The organism is Curtobacterium sp. AC272, assembly GCF_979258155.1.
Window position 1 is genome coordinate 2,285,450 of the sequence record NZ_OZ409838.1, and the last position, 21,868, is coordinate 2,307,317.

At 72.1% G+C, this 21,868-nt stretch carries 18 protein-coding genes and 3 pseudogenes; 6 read left to right on the forward strand and 15 right to left on the reverse strand.

The window, feature by feature from the left end; genetic code table 11:
- Positions 1 to 92 precede the first annotated feature (92 nt).
- Positions 93 to 4,877 (forward strand): annotated as a pseudogene (locus ACZZ0J_RS11640) (Lhr family ATP-dependent helicase).
- Positions 4,870 to 5,649, forward strand: coding sequence for an Fpg/Nei family DNA glycosylase (locus ACZZ0J_RS11645; protein ID WP_132099149.1), 780 nt, complete (start codon positions 4,870 to 4,872; stop codon positions 5,647 to 5,649). The pseudogene ACZZ0J_RS11640 and the gene ACZZ0J_RS11645 overlap by 8 nt, the downstream one beginning before the upstream one ends.
- A gap of 37 nt (positions 5,650 to 5,686) precedes the next feature.
- Here the strand turns inward: ACZZ0J_RS11645 and ACZZ0J_RS11650 are convergent, their stop codons facing one another.
- Positions 5,687 to 6,613, reverse strand: coding sequence for a LysR family transcriptional regulator ArgP (locus ACZZ0J_RS11650; protein ID WP_463437029.1), 927 nt, complete (start codon positions 6,611 to 6,613; stop codon positions 5,687 to 5,689).
- Positions 6,614 to 6,748: 135 nt separating this feature from the next.
- On the opposite strand from ACZZ0J_RS11650, the gene ACZZ0J_RS11655 reads away from it, so the two are divergent.
- Positions 6,749 to 7,426, forward strand: a complete 678-nt coding sequence (locus ACZZ0J_RS11655; RefSeq protein ID WP_463437031.1) for a LysE/ArgO family amino acid transporter — start codon at positions 6,749 to 6,751, stop codon at positions 7,424 to 7,426.
- Positions 7,427 to 7,440: 14 nt separating this feature from the next.
- Here the strand turns inward: ACZZ0J_RS11655 and ACZZ0J_RS11660 are convergent, their stop codons facing one another.
- From ACZZ0J_RS11660 to ACZZ0J_RS11690, 7 genes are all read right to left on the reverse strand, one after another.
- Positions 7,441 to 8,916 (reverse strand): amino acid permease, encoded by a 1,476-nt coding sequence (locus tag ACZZ0J_RS11660; protein ID WP_123293079.1) that lies wholly within the window; start codon positions 8,914 to 8,916, stop codon positions 7,441 to 7,443.
- Positions 8,917 to 9,058: 142 nt separating this feature from the next.
- Complete coding sequence (locus ACZZ0J_RS11665) at positions 9,059 to 9,931, reverse strand: HAD family hydrolase (RefSeq protein WP_463437033.1); 873 nt, start codon at positions 9,929 to 9,931, stop codon at positions 9,059 to 9,061.
- 262 nt (positions 9,932 to 10,193) lie between these two features.
- A complete protein-coding gene (locus ACZZ0J_RS11670) occupies positions 10,194 to 10,748 on the reverse strand; it encodes an alpha/beta fold hydrolase (RefSeq protein ID WP_463437035.1) in 555 nt (184 codons plus the stop codon).
- A 415-nt stretch (positions 10,749 to 11,163) separates the two neighbouring features.
- Positions 11,164 to 11,424, reverse strand: a complete 261-nt coding sequence (locus ACZZ0J_RS11675; RefSeq protein WP_123293075.1) for a type II toxin-antitoxin system RelE family toxin — start codon at positions 11,422 to 11,424, stop codon at positions 11,164 to 11,166.
- Positions 11,421 to 11,681 (reverse strand): type II toxin-antitoxin system Phd/YefM family antitoxin, encoded by a 261-nt coding sequence (locus tag ACZZ0J_RS11680; protein WP_463437038.1) that lies wholly within the window; start codon positions 11,679 to 11,681, stop codon positions 11,421 to 11,423. The genes ACZZ0J_RS11675 and ACZZ0J_RS11680 overlap by 4 nt, the downstream gene beginning before the upstream one ends.
- A 28-nt stretch (positions 11,682 to 11,709) precedes the next feature.
- Positions 11,710 to 12,222: a methylated-DNA--[protein]-cysteine S-methyltransferase gene (locus ACZZ0J_RS11685; RefSeq protein ID WP_111083519.1), complete on the reverse strand. Its 513-nt coding sequence runs from the start codon at positions 12,220 to 12,222 to the stop codon at positions 11,710 to 11,712.
- Positions 12,219 to 13,811: an AlkA N-terminal domain-containing protein gene (locus tag ACZZ0J_RS11690; protein ID WP_463438178.1), complete on the reverse strand. Its 1,593-nt coding sequence runs from the start codon at positions 13,809 to 13,811 to the stop codon at positions 12,219 to 12,221. Before ACZZ0J_RS11690 ends, ACZZ0J_RS11685 begins: the two co-directional genes overlap by 4 nt.
- 328 nt (positions 13,812 to 14,139) lie before the next feature.
- Between ACZZ0J_RS11690 and ACZZ0J_RS11695 the strand changes: the two genes are divergently transcribed.
- Positions 14,140 to 14,676, forward strand: coding sequence for a molybdenum cofactor biosysynthesis protein (locus tag ACZZ0J_RS11695; RefSeq protein WP_463438179.1), 537 nt, complete (start codon positions 14,140 to 14,142; stop codon positions 14,674 to 14,676).
- 61 nt (positions 14,677 to 14,737) lie between these two features.
- Here ACZZ0J_RS11695 and ACZZ0J_RS11700 read toward each other — a convergent pair whose 3' ends face one another.
- The 5 genes and pseudogenes from ACZZ0J_RS11700 to folE all read right to left on the reverse strand — a co-directional run bounded on the left by ACZZ0J_RS11700 (position 14,738) and on the right by folE (position 18,395).
- Entirely contained in the window at positions 14,738 to 15,280 is a 543-nt protein-coding gene (locus ACZZ0J_RS11700; protein ID WP_463437041.1) for a type 1 glutamine amidotransferase domain-containing protein, read from the reverse strand.
- 115 nt (positions 15,281 to 15,395) lie between these two features.
- Positions 15,396 to 16,049 (reverse strand): HAD-IA family hydrolase, encoded by a 654-nt coding sequence (locus ACZZ0J_RS11705; RefSeq protein WP_194647337.1) that lies wholly within the window; start codon positions 16,047 to 16,049, stop codon positions 15,396 to 15,398.
- Between the two features lie 10 nt (positions 16,050 to 16,059).
- Positions 16,060 to 16,869 (reverse strand): pyrimidine reductase family protein, encoded by an 810-nt coding sequence (locus ACZZ0J_RS11710; protein WP_463437044.1) that lies wholly within the window; start codon positions 16,867 to 16,869, stop codon positions 16,060 to 16,062.
- Positions 16,866 to 17,805: pseudogene (gene folP, locus ACZZ0J_RS11715) on the reverse strand (dihydropteroate synthase). Before folP ends, ACZZ0J_RS11710 begins: the two are co-directional and overlap by 4 nt.
- A complete protein-coding gene (folE, locus tag ACZZ0J_RS11720) occupies positions 17,802 to 18,395 on the reverse strand; it encodes a GTP cyclohydrolase I (RefSeq protein ID WP_194647608.1) in 594 nt (197 codons plus the stop codon). Before folE ends, folP begins: the two are co-directional and overlap by 4 nt.
- Before the next feature lie 176 nt (positions 18,396 to 18,571).
- Between folE and ACZZ0J_RS11725 the strand changes: the two are divergent.
- Positions 18,572 to 20,042 (forward strand): annotated as a pseudogene (locus ACZZ0J_RS11725) (NCS2 family permease).
- A gap of 143 nt (positions 20,043 to 20,185) precedes the next feature.
- On the opposite strand, the gene ACZZ0J_RS11730 reads toward ACZZ0J_RS11725, so the two are convergent.
- Together ACZZ0J_RS11730 and ACZZ0J_RS11735 are read right to left on the reverse strand one after the other, a co-directional pair.
- Positions 20,186 to 20,638 (reverse strand): hypothetical protein, encoded by a 453-nt coding sequence (locus tag ACZZ0J_RS11730; RefSeq protein ID WP_463437046.1) that lies wholly within the window; start codon positions 20,636 to 20,638, stop codon positions 20,186 to 20,188.
- A 389-nt stretch (positions 20,639 to 21,027) separates the two neighbouring features.
- Complete coding sequence (locus tag ACZZ0J_RS11735; protein WP_463437048.1) at positions 21,028 to 21,492, reverse strand: prevent-host-death protein; 465 nt, start codon at positions 21,490 to 21,492, stop codon at positions 21,028 to 21,030.
- A gap of 103 nt (positions 21,493 to 21,595) precedes the next feature.
- Here ACZZ0J_RS11735 and ACZZ0J_RS11740 point away from each other — a divergent pair, with 103 nt between their 5' ends.
- Positions 21,596 to 21,856 (forward strand): hypothetical protein, encoded by a 261-nt coding sequence (locus ACZZ0J_RS11740; protein WP_133937394.1) that lies wholly within the window; start codon positions 21,596 to 21,598, stop codon positions 21,854 to 21,856.
- Positions 21,857 to 21,868: the final 12 nt, after the last annotated feature.

Sequence of the window (21,868 nt, forward strand, 5' to 3'; positions counted from 1 at the left end):
TGTGTTTACGATAGATCGCTAACTATCGTCTTGTCAAGGGGTACTCCCCGCTCGGGCTGCTGTCGGTGGTGACGGGCAGGATGGGACGGACCATGACGGACGTCTTCGAGCGCTTCTCCCCGCGACCGCGGAGTGGTTCCGTGGTGCGTTCGACGCCCCCACCCCGCACAGGCGGGCGCGTGGGACGCCATCTCGACGGGGCAGCACGCACTCGTCATCGCGCCGACCGGTTCCGGCAAGACCCTGGCCTCGTTCCTGTGGTCGATCGACCGGCTCATCAGCGCGACCGACCGGCCCCCGGCCAAGCAGCGCACGCGGGTCCTGTACGTCTCGCCGCTCAAGGCCCTCGGCGTCGACGTCGAGCGGAACCTGCGCAGCCCGCTCGTCGGCATCACGCAGACGGCCCGGCGGCTCGGCACCGAACCACCCGAGGTCACCGTCGGGGTGCGCAGTGGCGACACCCCGTCGTCGGACCGGCAGAAGCTGCTCCGCCAGCCGCCGGACATCCTCATCACCACGCCCGAGTCCCTGTACCTCATGCTCACCTCGCAGGCGCGCGAGACCCTGGTGAACGTCGACACCGTCATCGTCGACGAGGTCCATGCCGTCGCGTCGACCAAGCGCGGAGCGCACCTGGCCGTCTCGCTCGAACGACTCGACGACCTGCTCGACAAGCCGGTGCAGCGCATCGGGCTGTCCGCCACGGTCCGGCCGCCGGAAGAGGTCGCCCGGTTCCTCGGGGGTCGGGCGCCGGTGACGATCATCGCGCCGCCGGCGCAGAAGACCTTCGACCTGCGCGTCGTCGTGCCGGTCGACGACATGGCCGAGCTCGGTGCTCCGCCGGTCGGTGCGGACGCGTCCGACGCGCCCGCGAACGGCTCGATCTGGCCGCACGTCGAAGAGCGTGTGGTCGACCTCATCGAGGAGCACCGGTCGACGATCGTGTTCGCGAACTCGCGGCGACTGGCCGAGCGACTCACCGCGCGGCTGAACGAGATCCACGAAGAGCGCGTCCTCGCTGCGGCAGCGCCCGCCGAGGTGGCCGACGCGCTGGTCCCGGCAGGTGTCTCGCCGGCCGACGACGGCCTGCCGGTGGCGCGGGGTCGCCCGCAGTCACCCGCGCGGACCTCGGCGCACGCGGTCGCACCCCAGGGCACGAAGCGGCCGCCGGCGCAGATGATCGGCGCGTCCGGGCAGACCGGTGGCGGTGGCTCCGACACCGCAGTGCCCGTGCTCGCCCGCGCCCACCACGGCTCGGTGTCGAAGGACCAGCGCGCGATCATCGAGGACGACCTGAAGTCCGGTCGACTGCGGTGCGTGGTCGCGACGAGTTCGCTCGAGCTCGGGATCGACATGGGCGAGGTCGACCTCGTCGTCCAGGTCGAGGCGCCGCCCTCGGTCGCGAGCGGCCTGCAGCGCGTCGGGCGTGCCGGGCACCAGGTGGGCGAGATCTCCCGCGGGGTGCTGTTCCCGAAGCACCGCGCCGACCTCGTCAACAGTGCGGTCACGGTCGAACGGATGGTCTCGGGGCAGATCGAGTCGATCTCGGTGCCGGCGAACCCCTCGACGTCCTGGCGCAGCACACCGTCGCTGCCGGGGCGATCGACACCGTCGACGTCGAGCACTGGTTCGACCTCGTTCGACGCAGCGCCCCGTTCAGCGGGCTGCCCCGGTCGGCGTTCGACGCCACGCTCGACCTGGTGACCGGGCGGTACCCGAGCGACGAGTTCGCCGAGCTCCGCCCGCGGCTGGTGTGGGACCGCGTGCACGGCACCCTGACCGGACGCCCCGGGGCCCAGCGGCTCGCGGTGACGAGCGGCGGCACGATCCCGGACCGCGGCATGTTCGGCGTGTTCATGGTCGGCGAGAAGGCCTCCCGCGTCGGTGAGCTCGACGAGGAGATGGTCTACGAGTCCCGCGTCGGGGACGTCTTCGCCCTCGGAGCCACGAGCTGGCGGATCGAGGAGATCACCCACGACCGGGTCATCGTGAGCCCGGCCTTCGGACAGCCCGGTCGGGTGCCGTTCTGGAAGGGCGACGGCATCGGCCGCCCCGCCGAACTCGGTCGCGCGACGGGGGCGTTCGTGCGCGAGGTCGAAGGCGCCTCGGACGACGACGCCCGCGCTCGGGTCGCCGCCGGCGGCCTCGACGAGCGTGCCGTCACGAACCTGCTGACCTTCCTGCGCGACCAGCGCGCGGCCACCGGGCACGTGCCCAACGACACCACGCTCGTGGTCGAGCGCTTCCGCGACGAACTCGGCGACTGGCGGCTCATCCTGCACTCGCCGTACGGCATGCAGGTGCACGCGCCGTGGGCCCTGGCGGTCGCGGCACGGCTGCGTGAACGCCACGGCATCGACGGCGACGCGATGGCCGCCGACGACGGCATCGTGGTGCGCATCCCCGAGACCGACGCCGAACCGCCGGGCGCCGACCTGTTCGTGTTCGAGCGCGACGACCTCGAGGCACTCGTCACGGACGAGGTCGGTGGCTCGGCGCTGTTCGCCGCGCGGTTCCGCGAGTGCGCGGCGCGCGCCCTGCTGCTGCCCCGTCGGAACCCCGGGCAGCGTTCGCCCCTGTGGCAGCAGCGGCAACGCGCCTCGCAGCTGCTCGAGGTGGCCCGGAAGTACCCGTCGTTCCCGATCGTGCTCGAGACCGTGCGCGAAGTGCTGCAGGACGTCTACGACGTGCCCGCCCTGCTCGGCATCGCCGACGAGATCGCCGGCCGCCGCATCCGCCTGGTCGAGACCGAGACCGAGACGCCGTCCCCCTTTGCCCGCTCGATCCTGTTCGGGTACGTGGCCGCGTTCATGTACGAGGGCGACTCCCCGCTCGCCGAGCGTCGGGCGGCGGCGCTGTCGCTCGACTCGACGCTGCTGGGCGAGCTGCTCGGTCGTGCCGAACTGCGGGAGCTGCTCGACCCGGCGGTCATCGCCTCGGTCGAACAGGACCTGCAGCGACTGTCGCCGGACCGCCGCGCCCGCGACGCCGAGGGGCTCGTCGACGTCCTGCGGTTGGTGGGGGCGCTCGACCTGTCCGAGGCCGTCGACCGGAGCTGGCTCGCAGGGGCCCCGGACCGCGAGGCGGCCGACGCCGAGGTCCAGGCGATCCTCACCGCGCTCGAACGGGACCGCCGCGTCCTGTCGTTCTCGCACGCCGGGTCCACCCGCTGGGCCGTCATCGAGGACGCCTCGCGCCTGCGTGACGCCCTCGGGGTCCCGCTGCCGATCGGCGTACCGACCGCGTTCGTCGAACCCGTCGTCGACCCGCTCGGTGACCTGATCGGCCGCTACGCCCGGTCGCACGGGCCGTTCTCGGCGCAGGAGGCCGCGGGTCGCCTCGGCCTCGGGATCGCCGTCGTGCAGGACACCCTGCGCCGCCTGGTCGCCGACCGGCGTGTGGTCGAGGGCGAGTTCCGCCCGGATCGGCAGGGCGCCGAGTGGTGCGACGCCGAGGTCCTGCGCCGGATCCGCACGAAGTCCCTCGCCGCGCTCCGCCACGAGGTCGAGCCGGTGTCGCCGGACACACTCGCGCGCTTCCTGCCCGCCTGGCAGCACGTGCAGACCCCCGGCACCCGCGGCGGTCTGCGCGGGGTCGACGGAGTCCTGCAGGTGATCGACCAGCTCGCCGGCGTCGCCCTGCCCGCCAGCGCCTGGGAGACCCTGGTGCTGCCCGCGCGGGTGACCGACTACTCCACGAACATGCTCGACGAGCTCACCGCCACGGGCGAGGTCCTGTGGTCCGGCGGCGGGACCCTGCCCGGCAACGACGGGTGGGTGCGCCTGCACCTGGCCGAGACGGCATCGACGACGCTCGCCGAGCCCTCCGGCGACGAGACCACCGAGCTGCAGCGCGACGTGCTCGGTGCCCTCGCCGGCGGCGGCGCGTACTTCTTCCGCCAGCTCGGGCAGGCCGTCGGCAGCACCGACGACCCGGCCCTGACGACGGCGCTGTGGGACCTCGTCTGGGCCGGGCAGATCACGAACGACACGTTCGCTCCGCTCCGCTCGATGCTCGGCGGCAAGGCGAAGAGCAGCAGCGCCCCGCGGGCCCGCGCCTACCGCGGGCGGCGACGACCGACGATGCCGACGCAGTCCGGCCCGCCGTCCGTCGGTGGCCGCTGGTCCCTGCTCCCCCTGGCCGAGTCCGACTCGACCGTGCGGGCCGCCGCGACCGCCGAACAGCTGCTCGAGCGCTACGGGGTCGTCACTCGCGGGGCCGTCCAGGTCGAGGGGGTCCGGGGTGGGTTCGCGGGCGTGTACCGGGTGCTCTCGCGGTTCGAGGAGTCCGGGCGGGCGCGACGCGGCTACTTCATCGAGGGCCTCGGCGCCGCACAGTTCGCCACGGGCCCGACCATCGACCGGCTGCGGACCTACGCCCGTGACCTCGACGACGACGAACGCGTCGACCCGGACCGGAAGCGCGAGGCACTGACCCTGGCTGCGACCGACCCCGCGAACCCGTACGGTGCATCGCTGCCCTGGCCGTCCGACGACCGCGCGGCGGCCGATGCGGGCGACACGAGCGCCGACGTCGCTGCGGTCGCTGCGGCTGCGCAGAAGGCCCCGGAACCGGCCACCACCACCGGCGCGCGCGGCCGCCGGCCCGGGCGCAAGGCCGGAGCGCTCGTCACCACCGTCGACGGCCGGCTCGCGGTGTACGTCGAGCGGGGCGGGAAGTCGGTGCTGACCTTCACCGATGATCCCGCCGACCTGGCCGTCGCAGCCGCGTCCATCGCGGGCATCGTGCGCACCGGCCTGCGGAAGCTCGCGGTCGAGCGCGTCGACGGCGAGTTCGTGCTCGGTACCCCGCTCGGCACCGCGCTGGGCGACGCCGGGTTCACCGCCACCCCGCAGGGACTCCGGCTCCGTGCCTGAGGGCGACACCGTCTACCGGGCAGCGCACCGGCTGCACACGGCGCTCGCGGGCAAGGTCCTGACCCGGAGCGACTTCCGGGTGCCCGCGTTCGCGACCGTCGACCTGGTCGGCCGCACCGTGGACGAGGTCGTGCCCCGTGGCAAGCACCTGCTGCACCGGATCGGGGACCTGACCGTGCACTCGCACCTGAAGATGGAAGGGCGGTGGGACGTCTACGCCCCCGGTGAGCGCTGGCGGCGTCCGGCGCACCAGGCACGCGCGATCCTCGATGCCGAGGACGTCTCGACCGTCGGGTTCACGCTCGGGGTGCTCGAGGTGGTCCCGCGCGACCAGGAGTCCGAGGTCGTCGGGCACCTCGGCCCGGACCTGCTCGGGCCCGACTGGGACGCCGACCTGGCACTCGAGAACCTGACGCGGGATCCTGCACGTCCGGTCGGACTGGCGCTGCTCGACCAGCGGGTGCTCGCCGGGCTCGGCAACGTCTACCGCAACGAACTCTGCTTCCTGCGCGGAGTCCTGCCGACCCGCCCGGTGGCCGAGGTGCACGACGCCGGCCGGACGATCTCCCTGGCGAGCCGGCTCATCCTGGCGAACCGCGACCGCAGCCACCGGGTGACGACGGGGATCGACCGCCCGGGGCGTCGGTTCTGGGTCTACGGACGCGCGGGCAAGCCGTGCCTGCGGTGCGGCACCCGGATCCGGCGAGGAGACCTCGGTGACTCGGAGCTCACCCTGCGGGACACCTACTGGTGCCCGCGCTGCCAGACCTGAGCCGCGGACGCAGCGACGAGCCCCGGCACGTGCCTGCTCACCGGCTGACGGGGTGCAGGCGCTCGGCGGCGGTCGTCCGCACGGCGTCCGTGACCCGCTCGAGCAGCGGCGACGCCAGGTTCCACCGTTGCCACCACAGGGCGACGTCCGCCCGGCGGGTCGGGGTGAGCTCGAGCGGCTCGCCTCGCGCCAGGGCATCGAGGCACTGCGCCTCGGGCAGCATCCCCCACCCGAAGCCGAGCGAGACCGCCCGTGCGAAGTCGGCCGAGGTCGGGACGAAGTGGCGTGGACCGGAGGGCGCGTGGCCGAGCACCCGGCGGAGGTAGCCCTGCTGCAGGTCGTCGTCGCGGTCGTAGTCGACGAGCGGCACCCGGTCGAGGCGGCTCAGCATCCGCCGCTCGGTGTCGGCGTCGGACAGGTAGCGGTCCACGAACGCCGGCGACGCCACCGCCCGGTACCGGTCGATGCCGAGCGGTACCGACGAGCAGCCCTGCACGGGATCCGCCTCGGCCGTCACGGCACCCATCACCGTGCCGGCGCGCAGCAGCTCGGCGGTGCGGTCCTGGTCCTCGCGGTGCAGGTCGAAGACCACCTCGGTGTCGGCACGGACGAGTGCGAGCGCATCGAGGAACCACGTGCCGAGCGAGTCGGCGTTGACGGCGAGCGGGATCGACGGCACCGCGGACCCCGCACCGTCGGCGTCGGTCTCGCCGAGTGCGCGAGCGGTCTCGTCGTCGAGCAACCGCACCTGACGTGCGTGCCGGAGCACGACCGCTCCGTCGGCAGTCGGGGTGACCGGGGTCGTCCGCTGCAGCAGGACCCGGCCGACCTGCTGCTCCATCGACTTGATGCGCTGCGAGACCGCCGACGGGGTGATCGCCAGGGCCCGGGCGGCCGCGTCGAGGGTGCCGTGGTCGACGGCGGCCAGCAGGGTCTCGAGGTGCTCGCGCTGGAACCGGACCATGCAGTGCAGCTTACGGTGCTGAAGGAACGTGAGCTGGTCTACAGACGAGGGTGCACCTAGCGTCGTGGACGTGACCGCACTCCTCCCCTGCTCGCCGGCCTCGGCACCGGACTCGCCCTGATCGTCGCGATCGGTGTGCAGAACACCTACCTGCTCCGGCTGGCGGTCAGCTCGGGTCTGCGCGTGGTGACGGCGGCGGTCGTCGTGTGCGCGGTGTCGGACGCCGTGCTCATCGTCGCCGGGGTGCTCGGCGTCGGGGCCGTGGTCGAGCGGTTCCCGGTGGCGCTCGTCGTCGTGCGGTTCGTCGGGGCCGCGTTCCTCGTGACCTACGGCGTGCTCGCCGCGCGACGGGCACTGCGGCCGTCGAGCGACGCCATGCGCGTGGCCGACGAGGCGGCGGACGACGGCGTGCCGGAGCCGGGCACGGGCACGGGCACGGGCACGGGCACGGGCAGTGGACCCGAGCACCCGGGGACGGTGGTGACGGGGCGGACGCGCACCGCGCCTCCCGGGCAGGCGGCGACCATGCGCACGGCAATAGCGACCATGCTCGTCTTCACGTGGGCGAACCCGCACGTGTACCTGGACACGCTGGTGTTCCTCGGGTCCGTCGCGAACCAGCAGGGCCCGGACGACCGTTGGCTGTGGACCGTCGGCGCCGTCGCGGCGAGCTGCCTGTGGTTCGGCGCGCTCGGGTTCGGCGGGCGACTGCTCCGGCCGCTGTTCGCGAAGCCGCTGACGTGGCGGGTGTTCGACGGCCTGGTCGCCGTAGTGATGCTGGGTTTCGGCGTCCTGCTGGTCGTCGGCGCGTAGGAGGCCGGAGCCCGCTACTGCTGCCCCTTGCCCACCCGGCTGTTGCGGCGGCTGTACCCGAAGTAGATGGCGAAGCCGATGACGAGCCAGACGACGAACCGCAGCCAGGTCTCGACCTCGAGGTTCAGCATCAGCCAGAAGCACAGCACGGCCGACAGGATCGGGATCACCGGCGACCACGGCACCCGGAACGAGCGCGGGGCGTCCGGGCGCGACTTGCGGAGCACGATGATGCCGATCGACACCAGCACGAAGGCCGACAGCGTGCCGATGTTGATCATGCCCTCGAGCTTGTCGACCGCGGTGAAGCCGGCGAGCAGCGCGACGACGACGCCCGCGACGACCTGCACGCGCACCGGCGTCTGCGTCTTCGGGTTCGTCTTCGAGAACCAGCGCGGCAGCAGACCGTCACGGCTCATCGCGAAGACGATGCGGGACAGGCCGAGCAGCAGCACCATGACGACGGTCGTCAGACCGATCAGGGAGCCGATGGCGATGATGCCGGCCGCCCACGGCAACCCGACGATGTCGAAGGCCGAGGCCAGCGACGGTGCGTCCTCCTGCGCCAGGCGCTGGTACGAGACCATGCCGGTGATGACGATGCTGACGCCGACGTAGAGCAGCGTCACGATGCCCAAGCCGATGAAGATGCCGCGGGGCAGCGTCTTCTGCGGGTTCTCGGTCTCCTCCGCGCTGGTCGCGACGACGTCGAAGCCGATGAACGCGAAGAACACGAGTGACGCCGCGGCGAGCAGCCCGAAGACGCCGTACTGCGCGGGCTCGGAACCGGTGAACCAGGACACGAGCGACTGGGTCCAGACGCTGCCCTCGGCGCCCTTGGCGGGCTCCGACGGCGGGATGAACGGGGTGAAGTTCGCGGCCTTGACGAAGAACGCGCCGGCGACGATGACGAACACCACGATGGCGACCTTGATGATCGTGATGACCGCCGAGACCCGCGACGACAGGCGGGTGCCGAAGGCGAGCAGCACCGTGAAGATGCCGACGATCAGGACCGGACCCCAGGTGAACGGGATCGGGCCGAGCTGGATCGTGCTCGGCAGGGTGACGCCGAAGACGTCGAACGCGGTGCTGAGGTAGATGCCCCAGTACTTCGCGATGACGGCGCTGGCGGTGAGGGTCTCGAGGATGAGGTCCCAGCCGACGATCCAGGCGAGCAGCTCACCCATCGTGGCGTAGGTGAACGTGTACGCGGAACCGGCGACGGGGATCGTCGAGGCGAACTCGGCGTAGCACATGATCGCCAGGCCACACGTGACGGCGGCGAGCAGGAACGAGATGATGACGCCCGGCCCGGCGAAGTTCGCGGCGGCGTTCGCGCCGACCGAGAAGATGCCGGCGCCGACGGCGACCGCGATGCCCATCGCGGCGATGTCGAACGTCTTCAGGGAGCGTTTCAGGGACCGGCCCTGCTCCTCGGAGTCGGCCAGTGAGGCCTCGATCGACTTGATGCGGAGCTTCGTTGCCATGGGGTGGATCCCGTCATCGGCTGGGCGGCGGACCCCGTGACAGTACTGGTGTACCACCCCGACACGCAAACAGCGGAGCCGCTGGGCGCACGGGAACCGGGTTCCGTGGGCAGGGCGGGTCGACCGGGAGGCCCGGCTCGGCTCAGGCGGATCGGCGCCAGTCCGCCAGGAACCGCGCTCCGGCCTCGTCGTGGATCACCCCGTCGGGTGCGGTGAGCACCGGGTACGGCGTCGCCGGCACGCCGTCCGAGGGACGGACGTCGACGTGCGCGACCTCGTGGCCGTTCGCGTGCAGCCAGTCCGCCATCGCGTAGTCGCTGCGCGAGTCGCCCATCGTGCGCCAGGCCGTCGGCAGCTCGCCGTCCTGCGCCAGGAGTTCGAGCGACCGCTCGGCGCCCATGTCCTTGCCGCTGCGGTCGGACTCGACGTCGGTCGAGATGATCGTCGGGTCGATCCGCCACTGCACGGCGCCGTCGGCGTCGGGTCGGACGTCGTCGAGACGGCGCACGCCCAGGCCGCGACGCTCGAGGGCCGCCATCGCCTTCGCGTCGAACTCTGGCTGCCGGGCCAGGTACGTGGCGTTCGGCACCTCCACCCGCTGCTCGATCGACACCATGGCGCGCTTCGTCTCGTCGAAGAACACCAGGTCGGCGTACTCGGTGCGGACGAGCTCGCGCATCTCGTCGGCGTAGTCGCGCGGGAGCGCCAGGTCGTCGGCGACGGTGAGCTCGCTCATGCCGCCCTCGTACTGCGGGCCGATCGAGCACCAGACGGCCCCCTTCTCGCAGACGGCGTGCACGCGGCCGCCCTCGGCGAGACCACCCGCCAGCAGCGGACCGACCACCTCGCTCCGGATGAAGGCGTCGCTCCGGCCGGTGTTGAAGACGACGGGGATGCCCTCGGCGGCCAGGGCGACCAGGTCCTCGATGATGCTCGGGATCGCGATGGTGCGGGAGAGCGGGCTGGCGATGGGCCCGTCGACGTCGAGCAGGAGACCGAGACGAGGTGCGTTCACGGCACCATCTTCGCAGGAGAGCTGAACTCCCCAGCACGAGCTGGGTTCACGGCACCATCCTCGCAGGAGAGCTGAACTCCCCAGCACGAGCTGGGTTCACGGCACCATCTTCGCAGGAGAGCTGAACTCCCCAGCACGAGCTGGGTTCACGGCACCATCTTCGCAGGAGAGCTGAACTCCCCAGCACGAGCTGGGTTCACGGCACCATCTTCGCAGGAGAGCTGAACTCCCCAGCACGAGCTGGGTTCACGGGACCATCCTCTCAGCCCAGCGTGACCGCCCTCGCGGTGAACCCGTCGAGCACGGCGCCGATCGCAGCCGGGTCGGGGACGTGACCCTGCCCGGGGACCTCGACGTAGTCCGAACCCGGCACGGCCTCGACGACTGCTCGGGCCGCCTGCCGCATCCACTCGTGGCCGTCGCTGCCCGCGGCGACGAGCACCGGGACACCGACCGCTGCTGCCACCCGCTCCGGGATCGCCAGGCCGTTGAGCACCCGCACGTCGCGGCTGAGCACGTGGGCGTCGACGACGAGGGACCGCCAGAGCGCGCCCCGCAACCGCAGCGCCGAGATCTGCCCCATCGGCACCCCCAGGACGTGCGCGAGGAACGCCCGGACGGCCTGGGCACGACGGCCGGCGGCGACGTGCTCGTCGAGCAGGTCGGCGAAGACGACGTCGTCGGCGTGCGGGTCGACCGTCGCCCGGTACGGCGGCTCCCACAGCACGGCGGCCCCGAACGGGACACCGGCGGCGAGGCCGCGGAGGACCACACCCGCGCCGACGCAGAGGCCGAGCGCGGCGACGGGTCCGTCCACACTCGCGACGACGGCCGCGAGGTCCTCGACCTCGCGCTCGATCGTCCACGGGGTGGTGTCGCCGCTCGCGCCGCGGCCCGCCGGTCGTACGTGATGACCCGGTAGCGGTCCTGCAGCGCTTCGGTCAGGTGCTCGACGGTGGGGGTGCCGTGGTGGTCGAAGGCGCCACCGACCACGACGAGCGCCGGACCGGTCCCCGCGTCGGACACGGCGATCACCGTGCCGTCGGCGGAGACGACCGTGCGGTCGACGTGCTGGTCCATTGGGGGCCTTCCGAGGGTGGTTCGACGGCGCTGCGTCGGGTCCTCGGGAGGGACCGGGCGGGTCGGTCCTCGAAGCATGGCATCGGAGCGCTCCCACGTCGACACCCGCAACCAGGGGGAGACGACCGATCCGGGTCCGGGTCCGGCTCCGCTCAGCGGTCGCGGTAGATCGCTCGGCGGTGGCCGGCATCGACGACGATCACGATGAGTCGGCCGTCGTCGATCTCGTAGATCAGACGGTAGTCACCTGATCGCACCCGCCAACCGGGTCGGTTCACGAGCTTCCGAGCTGCCGGGGGCCGCGGGTGGTCGGCGAGGATCGCGAGGAGTCCCTCGATCCGCCGACGACCGTCGGGCGGGAGCTTGCGGATGACACGTTGCGCGGACGGGATGACCTCGACCGACCAGGTCATCCGAGTCCGAGTTCGCGCTTGAGATCGTCCCACTGCACGTTCTCGCCGCCGATGCGCTTGTTCTCCGCGATGGCAGCGTCGTACGCGACCAGGTCGTCGAGGTCCTCGGCCGCCTCGAGCAGGCGGTCCAGGACATCCGCGTCCACCACCGCCGCGACGCGCTTGTTGCGCCGGGTCAGGTAGACGGGTTCGTGCCGGGCGTCGTCGATGATCGACGCCAGGCGGCTACGTGCTTCGGAGATCGACACTTCGCTCACCTGTACATTCTAGAGCGTTTTGTACAACTCAGACGAGCGCCGTGGTGCCGACCGACTCCCGTTCGAGCAATGATCGCTTGACGTCGAGCCCCCACGCGAAGCCCCCGAGCGTGCCGTCGGAACGCAGCACCCGGTGGCACGGCACGAACAGGGCGGGAGCGTTCCGTGCGCACACACTGGCGGCAGCCCGCACGGCGTCCGGACGGCCCATCGCCCCCGCGAACTCGGTGTAGGTCAGGGTCCCGCCGGCGGGGATGCGGCGGAGCTGCCGCCACCCCTCGGTGAACAGGTCGGTGCCGAACTGCCGCACCGGCACCTGCATGGCGTGCTCGACCTCGCCCGAGTAGAAGGCGTCCACGGCATCAGCGGCGGCGACCGTGCCGTCGACGATGCGACTGGGCCGGTACCGGTCGGCGAGCCGCCCGAGGATCCGGTCGACGGAGTCGGTCCAGCCCGAGGCGAGGACACGGCCCTCGGCGTCCTCGAGCACGGTGAAGGCCCCGTCCGGGGTGTCCAGGGTCTGGATGGTTGCGTCGGTCATCGTTCGTCCTTCCGAGGGTCGTTGTCTGCGTGCCGCGCACGGCCGGTGCCGTGCACCCGCGCACCGGCGGCCGTCGCGATCGCGCGGTCGATGATCGGTCGCCAGCAGTGCATCGTCAGGTAGCTCCGCCAGGGCGCCACCTGCTCCGACCATAGGGAGAGCTCGCGCGCCGTACCGGGCAGTCCGAGTTCCTGTGCACCGTTGCGCACCGCGAGGTCGCTGTGGAGGAACACGTCGGGGTGGTGCCGGACCCGGAGCGCCACGTAGTCGGCGGTCCACGGCCCGATGCCCTTCACCGCCAGCAACCGGGCACGCAGCTCGTCGAGGGACTGTCCGCCGTCGACCACGAGCGACCCGTCGGCGAGCGCCGCGGCGACCCGCAGGATCGTGTCGACGCGGGCGGCCGGACCGCGCAGCACCTCGTGGCCGCGGGCGGCGATGACCTCGGCGGACGGGAACAGCAGGCCCTCCGGCAGGATCGCCGACGGCACGGCAGCACCGAGCGCCGCCACGAGCCGCGTCTGGGCCGTCCGGGCCGCGGCGACGGAGACCTGCTGCCCGATGAGGGTGCGGAACACGATCTCGTGCGCGTCGACGGCACCGGGCAGCCGCAGGCCGGGGACCCGCTGCACCGCCGCAGCCAGCTCGGGCACGGAGCCGAGCACCGCGTCGACGGCGACCGGGTCAGCATCGAGGTCGAAGTACGACCGGACGCGGGCGACGAGCGTCGGCAGGTCGGACAGGTCGGTGACGCGCACCCGCAGGTCGATCCCGGTGCCGCGACCGGCAGCAGTGGACCCGGCCGTCCCCGCGACCGCGGCCGATGCGCTGAACCAGCCCGGGCCTCCCGGCAGGTCGAGCAGCCGCCCGTACGAGGTGACCCGCCCGGATTCGTCGGTGTCCACCTGCTCCAGGTCCGGCAGGGCGTGCAGTGCGTGCCAGTCGAGGAGCCCCTGCGCGTCGAACGGCGGCCGCGCGGGCAGGTGCACGTGCAGTGCGCCGTCGGACGCGGGCCGGAGCGTCCGCCGGGCGCGCAGCTCGGACGGGGTGACGGCGAAGACCTCGCGGACGGTCTCGTTGAACTGGCGGACGCTCGCGAACCCGGCGGCGAAGGCGACATCCGCGATGGGCAGGTCCGACGACGTCAGCAGCGTGCGTGCCGTCTGGGCGCGGTGTGCGCGGCTGAGCGCCTTCGGGCCGGCACCGAGCTCGGCCGTCATGATGCGGTTGAGCTGGCGTTCGGAGTAGCCGACCCGTGCGGCGAGCCCCGGGACGCCGTCGCGCTCGACGACACCGTCGAGGACGAGGCGCATGGCGCGACCGGCGACGTCCTCGCGCAGGTCCCACTCGGGGCTGCCGGGGGTCGCTTCGGGCAGGCAGCGCTTGCAGGCGCGGAAGCCCGCCAGGTGCGCTGCGGCGCTCGTGCGGTAGAAGGTGACGCCGGCCTCGCGGGGCGTGCGTGCCGGGCAGCTCGGTCGGCAGTAGATGCCGGTGGAGTGCACGGCGGTGACGAACTGGCCGTCGAAGCGTGCGTCGCGCGAGGCGACGACGCGGTACCGCTCGGCGTGCAGCTGGTCGGTTCCGGGGATGGTCACGGGCCCAGCCTGACACGCACCACCGACCGCGACTGGCGGAAATCGGACGCCGCGGCGGGGCCCGGGTGGCGGTCGGGCGGCGGTCGGGCGGCCCCGAGGTTCCGAAATCTCGGCATGTCGGCGCTCGATGTGCTCGCCCGTGGAACCTCGGCGCCACACCGACGGCGTGTTGTGGAACCTCGACGCAGCGGCACCGACGACGGCGCGGCATCGACCGGGAGGCCCGGCTAGCGTTGGGCGGGTGACCTCCGGAGACGACGTGGCCGGGTCTGACCACCGGGTCGGCTCCGACGAGCTCGCCGGCCTCGCCGACTGCGCCGACCTGCCGTTCCGGACCGACGTCGAGATCGCGCTGCTGCTCGTGTCGCGCCGCCACCGCTACGAGGGCAGGCCAGCCGACGGTGCCCTGCCGGTCCGGCCGGACGACCCCGACGAGCTGCGCGACCGCATCGAACTGCGTGCGGGACTCGGCATCGTCGGCGACCGCTACTTCGCGGCACGGGCGCACGTGCACGCCTCGGTGACGGTCATCGGACTCGAGGGCCTCGAAGAGGTCGAACGATCGCTCGGCGTGCCGGTCGACCCCGTGGCGACCCGGCGGAACGTGTTCCTGCGGGGCGCCGACGTCGAGGCACTCCGAGGCGAGCCGTTCTTGCTGCAGAGTCCCGGCAGCGATGCCGTGCTGTTCCGCGGGTACCGGTCGGCGAACCCGTGCGCCTGGATGGACCACGAGGTGGCGCCGGGGGCGTTCCGGGCGATGCGTGGACGGGGCGGCGTGCGGTGCGACCCCGAGTCCGACGGCGTGCTCACCCTCGGACCCGCGGTGCTCCGGACGACCCGCCCCGTCGCGCTGGGCTGACGGCAGCGCCGCCAGCGGCAGGGCCGTCAGCGGCAGGGGCGTCAGCGGCAGCGCGCCGTGCTCACGCGGTCAACGCGCTCTCGATCGCGTCGACGAAGGCCGGCAGGTCGTCGGGGTTCCGCGAGGTGATGATGCCGCCGTCGACCTGGACCTCCTGGTCGACCCACTCGGCGCCGGCGTTCCGGACGTCGGTCTGCAGCGACGGGAACGAGGTGATCGTCCGTCCGCGCAGCACACCGGCCTCGATGAGGGCCCACGGGCCGTGGCAGATCGCCGCGACGGGCTTGTTCGCCTCGACGAAGGCCGTCACCAGGGAGACCGCCGAGTTGTCCTGTCGCAGGGTGTCGGCGTTGATGGTGCCGCCGGGGACCACGAGTGCGTCGTACCCGGTCACGTTGACACCGGCGATGGTGGTGTCGGGGTCGAGGGACTTGCCGGGGTCCTTGTCGCCGACGAGGGTCGCGATCGAACCGGAGTCCTGCGCCGCCACGGTCACCGTCGCGCCGCGCTCGCGGAGCTGGTCGACGGGCACGACGATCTCGTCCTGCTCCACGCCGTAGTTCGTCGCGATGACGAGGACCTTCTTGCCGTCCAGGGTTGCCATGGTCGCTCCTTCCGCGGCACGGTGGTTCCGGCCGCACGTGCGGCCCGGTGGTTCCGGCCGCACCCCCGAGGGTCGTCGGGAGGCGCTGGGCGTGCCCGCAGGACGCAGCGGGTCCTCAGCCGCGGATGCGGAAAGCGGACCCTTCGGCCTCGACGGTGATGCCGTCGTACCCCGACACCCGGTAGAGCCCGGCCGTGACGTCCGACTCGTGCGGGCCGACGACGACCGTGGTCGCGCCCGAGGCGATGGCCGACTCGAGACCGGCGGGGGCGTCCTCGAACGCGACGCAATCGGTTGCCGCGACACCGAGCAGCGCAGCACCGCGCAGGTACCCGTCGGGGTGCGGCTTGCCGTGCTCGACGTCCTCGGACGGCACGAACGCCGTCGGCATGGTCAGGCCCGCTGCCGCCATCCGGCCGGCGGCCAGGTCGCGCGGTGCACTCGTCACGAGGGCCACCGGCACCCCCGCCCCGAGGAGCCGGTCGACGAAGGCCGCGGCGCCGGGGATCTCGAAGATGCCCTCGCTGCTCGCGCTCTCTTCGGCGACCAGTGCGGCGGCGATGCGGAGCTGCTCGTCGCGGTCGAGGTCGGGCAGGAAGTGCTCGATCGTGCTGATCGCCTGACGGCCGTGCGAGAAGGCCAGGATCTCGGCGGGCTCGATGCCGCGGTCCTGACCGAAGCGGGTCCAGGTGGCCTCGACCACCGCGGTCGAGTCGACGAGCGTCCCGTCCATGTCGAAGAGGACCCCGGACGCCACGATGTCGATCACGCGCCCGACCCTAGCCGACGCGGCCGACCGGCACCGAGACGCGGTCGACCGGCACCGAGACGCGGGCGGTCGGCTCCGCCCGGACGTACCGGGTCAGCAGCACGTCACCCGCACCGCGGAGCACGTGCGCGGGGCGCATCCGCCGCAGCTCCGGGGAACCGCCGCGGGCGATCCGGGGCCCGGTGCCGCCCTCGAGCGACGGGTCGATCGTCAGGGTCAGCTCGTCGACGGCGTCCGCGGCGATCAGCGACCCGAGGAACGACGGGCCGCCCTCGCAGTGGATCGTGCCGAGCCCCCGCGCCACCAGTGCGTCGCGGACGAGCGACACGTCGACTGAGTCGGGGTCGGTGTCGGTACTGCAGGGCACGACGTCGGCGACGGACGACAGCGCGACCCCGGCGTCCGACGCCGCCGCAGCCGCGGAGGTCAGGACGACCGCCCGGACCGGGGCCTCGGTGAACACCCGGGATCCGGCGTCCAGCGACAGTGACCGCGACACGATCGCGAACACCGGGTGGTCGGGCATGCCGTGCGCCCGGCGCCAGGCCACGTCGGCGTCGTGCAGGACCATCGGCCCGTAGCCCTCGTCCCGCACGGTGCCCGCGGCGACGAGCACGACGTCGGCCACCCGGCGGAGCAGGTCGAACACGCGCAGGTCGTCCGGGCCGCCGAGCGACCCCGAGACACCGGCGGCCGAGGCGGACCCGTCGAGCGTCGCCACGAAGTTCACCCGCAGCCACGGCGCCGAGGCACCCGCGCTGTACAGGTCGATGAGGTCGTCGTCGGACAGCTCAGCGATCGACGGGGGCAGGAGGTTCACGTGTTGTGCCGTGCTTCCACCGGGGCTCGCCAGCCGAGCGTTGCCTCGACCATGCGCATCGCGTCGACGCTCTCGGCGACGTCGTGCATCCGGACGATCCGCGCCCCGAGCATCGCGCTCACGGTCGCGACGGCGAGCGACCCCGCCAGGCGTTCGCCGCGCGGGCGTCCGAGCGACTCCCCCACGAAGTCCTTGTTGGACACCGCCGCGAGCACCGGGTAGCCGAGCGCCACGACCTCGGGCAGGCGCCGGGTCACCTCGAGCGTGTGCACGGTGTTCTTGTTGAGGTCGTGGCCCGGGTCGACGACGATCCGCGACTCCGGGATCCCCGCGGCGAGCGCCTCGGTCGACGCGCTCCCGCAGGAACCCGACGACGGACGCGGTGACGTCGTCGTACTGCGGCGGCGCTGCGAGGGGCCGTCGGGGTTCGGCGAGCGAGTGCGTGATGACGATCGTCGCCTCGGAGTCCGCGACGACGGCCGCCATCCGGGGATCGGACAGGCCGGTGGTGTCGTTGACCACGCTCGCGCCAGCTGCGATCGCCGCTGCGGCGACCTCGGGGCGGAACGTGTCGACGCTGATGGTGACGTCGGACTCCTGGGCGAGCTGCTCGACGACGGGGACGACGCGGTCGACCTCGTCCGCAGCGGGCAGCTCCGGCCCCGGAGCGAACTTCACGCCGCCGATGTCGACCCAGTCGGCACCCTGTTCGGCAGCCCGGACGGCGGCGGCGACGGCGCGGTCGAGTTCGAAGGTGGCACCGCGGTCGTGGAACGAGTCAGGCGTGCGGTTCACGATCGCCATCACGGCGATGCGGTGGTCGAAGTCGAACGTGCGGCGTCCGATCGTACGGACCGGGTCGCGCAGGTCGGGCACCACCCAGCCGGGTGCGGTCGATCCTGCCTGGAGGCCCGTGGCGGCCCCCTCAGACGTCATGCGTCCGCCTCGGTGTCCGTCACACGCCCCGCACCGATGAGCGCGATCGCCTCGGCCCGGCCCGCGGCGTCGGCCAGCGAGCCGTTCGCCGCGACCGTGACGGTCGTCGAGCCGGTCTGGCGCTCCCCACGGGTCGTCACGCACTGGTGCTGCGCGTCGAGGACCACGAGGACCCCCTCGGCGCCGAGCCCCTCGGCGATCGTCGCGGCGACCTGCTCGCCCAGTCGTTCCTGCAGCTGCGGACGCGAGGCCACGGCATCGAGCACACGCGAGAGGGTGCCGAGCCCGATCAGCCGGTCGCCCGGCGCGTAGGCCAGGTGCGCGACCCCGAGGAACGGCAGCAGGTGGTGCTCGCAGACGGACCGGAACTTCACGTCGCGGACGATGACGAGTCGGCCGCGTTCGCCGTCCTCGGCGTGCACGGTGCCGTCGCGGGCGATGGCCACGGCGTCCGTGCCGATGCCGGCGAAGAACTCGGCGTACGAGTCGGCGACCCGAGCGGGTGTGCGTTCGAGTTCGGGGCGGTCGGGATCCTCGCCGATGCCGAGCAGGAGTTCGCGCACCGCGGCCTCGACGCGGGCACGGTCCATGCGTGACGTCACCGGTCCATCCAACACCAGCCATGGCCGGAGAACGCGAGCCGGCGCACGGCGTGACGTCCCCCGATCACGCGGGTCGGGCCTCCCGGTCGAACATCGGCGCACCCTGCGCGCCCTGTGAGGATCCTGTGACATGCCGGAAACCCAGCAGGCTTTAAACTTGCTCGGTGAGCGCCCCGCAGACCGACACCCCACCCCGGAACCGCTTCGCGACCGGCCTCGATCGATACTTCTCCATCACGAAGCGCGGATCCACGATCCCGCGCGAGGTGCGAGGCGGACTCGTCTCGTTCGTGACGATGGCGTACATCGTCATCCTCAACCCGCTGATCCTCGGTGGGTTCAGCGCCGACCAGGCCGCCAAGGACGTCTCCGGCGGCTGGCTCGAGAACGCGCAGGTCGCCGCCGCGACCGGCCTCGTCGCCGGCCTGATGACCATCGCCATGGGCGTCATCGCGAACCTGCCGTTCGGCATCGCCGCGGGCCTCGGGATCAACTCGTTCCTGGCCGTCAGCGTCGTGCAGCAGGTCACCTGGGCCGAGGCGATGGGACTCGTCGTCATCAACGGCGTGATCATCGTGGTCCTGGCGTTGACGGGGATCCGGACGATGATCTTCACCGCCGTCCCGGCGCAGCTGAAGGCAGCGATCACCGTCGGTATCGGTCTGTTCATCGCCTTCATCGGCCTCGTCGACTCGGGCTTCGTGCGATCGTCCGGGCTCGCGTCGCCGCCCTGCAGCTCGGTGAGGACGGCTCCGTCGGCGCCCTGCCGACCATCGTGTTCCTGATCGGCCTCGTCATCATCGGCACGCTCATGGCCCGCAAGGTCAAGGGCGCGCTGCTCATCGGGATCGTCGCGACGACGATCATCGCGATCATCCTGCAGGCGATCTTCCAGGTGCCGACCTCGGTCGACTCGAAGACCGGCTGGAACCTCAACGCCCCCGGCCTGCCGAGTGCGCTCTTCGCGTTCCCCGACCTGTCGCTCGTCGGCCACGCCGACCTGTTCGGCGCGTTCAGCCGCATCGGGCCGTTGGCCGCGTCGATGCTCGTCTTCACGCTCGTGTTCACGAACTTCTTCGACGCGATGGGCACCATGACCGGCCTGGCGAAGGCCGCCGGCGTCGCGAAACCCGACGGCACGTTCCCCGCCTGAAGTCGGCGCTCGTCGTCGAGGGTGTCGGCGCGATCGCCGGCGGTGGCGCCTCGGTGTCGTCGAACACCGTCTTCATCGACTCCGCCGCCGGCATCGGCGAGGGCGCGCGCACCGGCATGGCGTCGGTCGTCACCGGCCTGCTGTTCCTGGCGTCGATGTTCCTCACCCCGCTCACGCAGGTCGTCCCGCTCGAGGTCGCCGCCGCCGGACTCGTCGTCGTCGGCGCCCTGATGGTCGCGCAGGTGGCGGACATCTCGTGGACGGACTTCGGGTCGGCCCTGCCCGCGTTCCTGACGATCGTCGTCATGCCGCTCACCTACTCGATCGCGAACGGCATCGGCGTGGGCTTCATCAGCTGGGTCCTCATCAAGCTGCTGTCCGGCCGGGGTCGCGAGGTGTCGTGGCTGCTCTACGTCGTCGCCGCGGGCTTCCTGCTGTACTTCGCGCGGGGGCCGCTCGAGGCGCTGCTCGGCGTCGGCTGAGGCCTGGCGCTGGGCAGGGGCTGGTCTGCAAGAGCGCCAGTTCCTGTGGGGCCGTCGAGGCGGTCCACGAAAGCGACAGTTGTCCGCGAAACATCCGCGGAGAACTGTCGCTTTCGCGTTCGGGCCGGCCGGGAGGCCCGTGCTCAGTCCGGCAGGTCGCTCGGCGTCGCCTCGTGGTGGCGTCGACCGCCCGTCCGCCGGTCCTCCTTCATGCCCGCCTCGAACAGGTGGCGGCGCCCCTGCACGAGCTCGTCCCGCGCAGTGCGCTCCAGCTCCTTCGCGAGCGCGTAGTACCCGTCGTCGTAGTCCTCGACGACCTGGAACGTCCAGCGGCCGGCGATGACGTTGCGGCCCACCAGCTCCGTGTCGATGCGGTCGGCCAGTTCGGTGTGGCCCGCCTTCCGGAGCTGCTCGACGGCTTCGCCGAGGTTCAGGTCGGCGGTGCCCGTCAGGCGGTGGAAGCCGTAGAGCAGGCCGCGGGCGTGCTCGATGACCTCGACCGCGGCCGACAGTGTGCCGAGCGCCTCGACCGTGGCGTCGGAGACCCCCTCGGGGACCTGGTGCTGTCCGTCGGGGCCCTGATCGTCGTTCGTCATGCACCCCGTCTACACGAGGGCGTCCGAGGTCAGGCGCAGTCACTTCGTCTGGTTTGGATGACGCGTGTGGACGTCTGTGATGCAGACGACTCGATCCCGCCTCGTCCACCGTGAACCAGATCCGCGCTCCCCGCTTCAGTTCGAGTTGCCGACGTGTCCATTCGCGACCCGAGTGCCGGACGACGCCGAGCGCACCGCGGAGCGCATGGCAGGCCAGGTCTTCGGACAAGGGATCGCTGGTCAACCGCTCCCAGGCCGACACGACTGCGTTCCGCTGTGTCGCCAGGACGTCTCGCCAGCCGTGTTCTGCCGAGCGCGTGCCCAGGACGACCGTGAACTCCGTCGTCCGTACCGGCCGGGGGACACCAGTGCCGCGACTGACCACGGCTTCACGGCGCGTCGATTACGATCGGGTGCTCGAGGAGTTCTGGGTCGCCGGTGCTCCAGCCCGCCGCGATCGCCTCGGCACTGCTGCGCCACGCCTGCATCTCGACGAGCAAGGCCCGCGGCTGCCTGAGCGAGAAGGATCCACGTGCCACATCGACGATCTCGCGTGCGAATCGCTGCTGGTCGTCTCGACTCAGCAGCTTGATCCACGGGTACGGGATGGCGAGTCGATCGTGGAGTGGCAGCCCCTCGTTGACGGTCACTGCAGCGATCAACTGCGCAGCGATCTCGAGGACCGCGTCGTCGTCGTCCGAGCGTTCCTTCGTCGTGAGCACGAGCGCTTTTCCATCGCGCCGCGTGACCTCGAGCGGTTCTTCCTCGGCTGCGGCGAACACGTCTTTCGAATGGCGTGAGAGGTCAGACGACTGGACGGCACGACGTGAGCGAGGAGGAGCGGTCAAGGTCATGGAGTCATCGTATTCAGAACGCATTCTGAACACAAGTCGCAGTTGCTCGGCGTTCGATTGCGACCTAGCATTCGAACACACGTTCGAACGAGGAGACCCGATGATGATCACGGAGACAGCCGCCACGGTGTGGTGGGCCGAGGGCGCACCGAGCCGGCTGGTCTGGGGCGGGCGCCGTTGGCGGGTGAGCGACACCCCGACCCGTCTGACCGTGACGCGGGCCGAGCTGCCGACCGCCATCACCCACGCCCCCGAGCGCACGGTCGGCTGGCGGTTCCAGGCCACGGCCGACGACGGGGACACCCTGGTGGTCGACATCGTGCCCGAGGGCAGCGGCTGGGGCGTCGCGCGGACGTGGACGTGAGCGCCGCCCCGG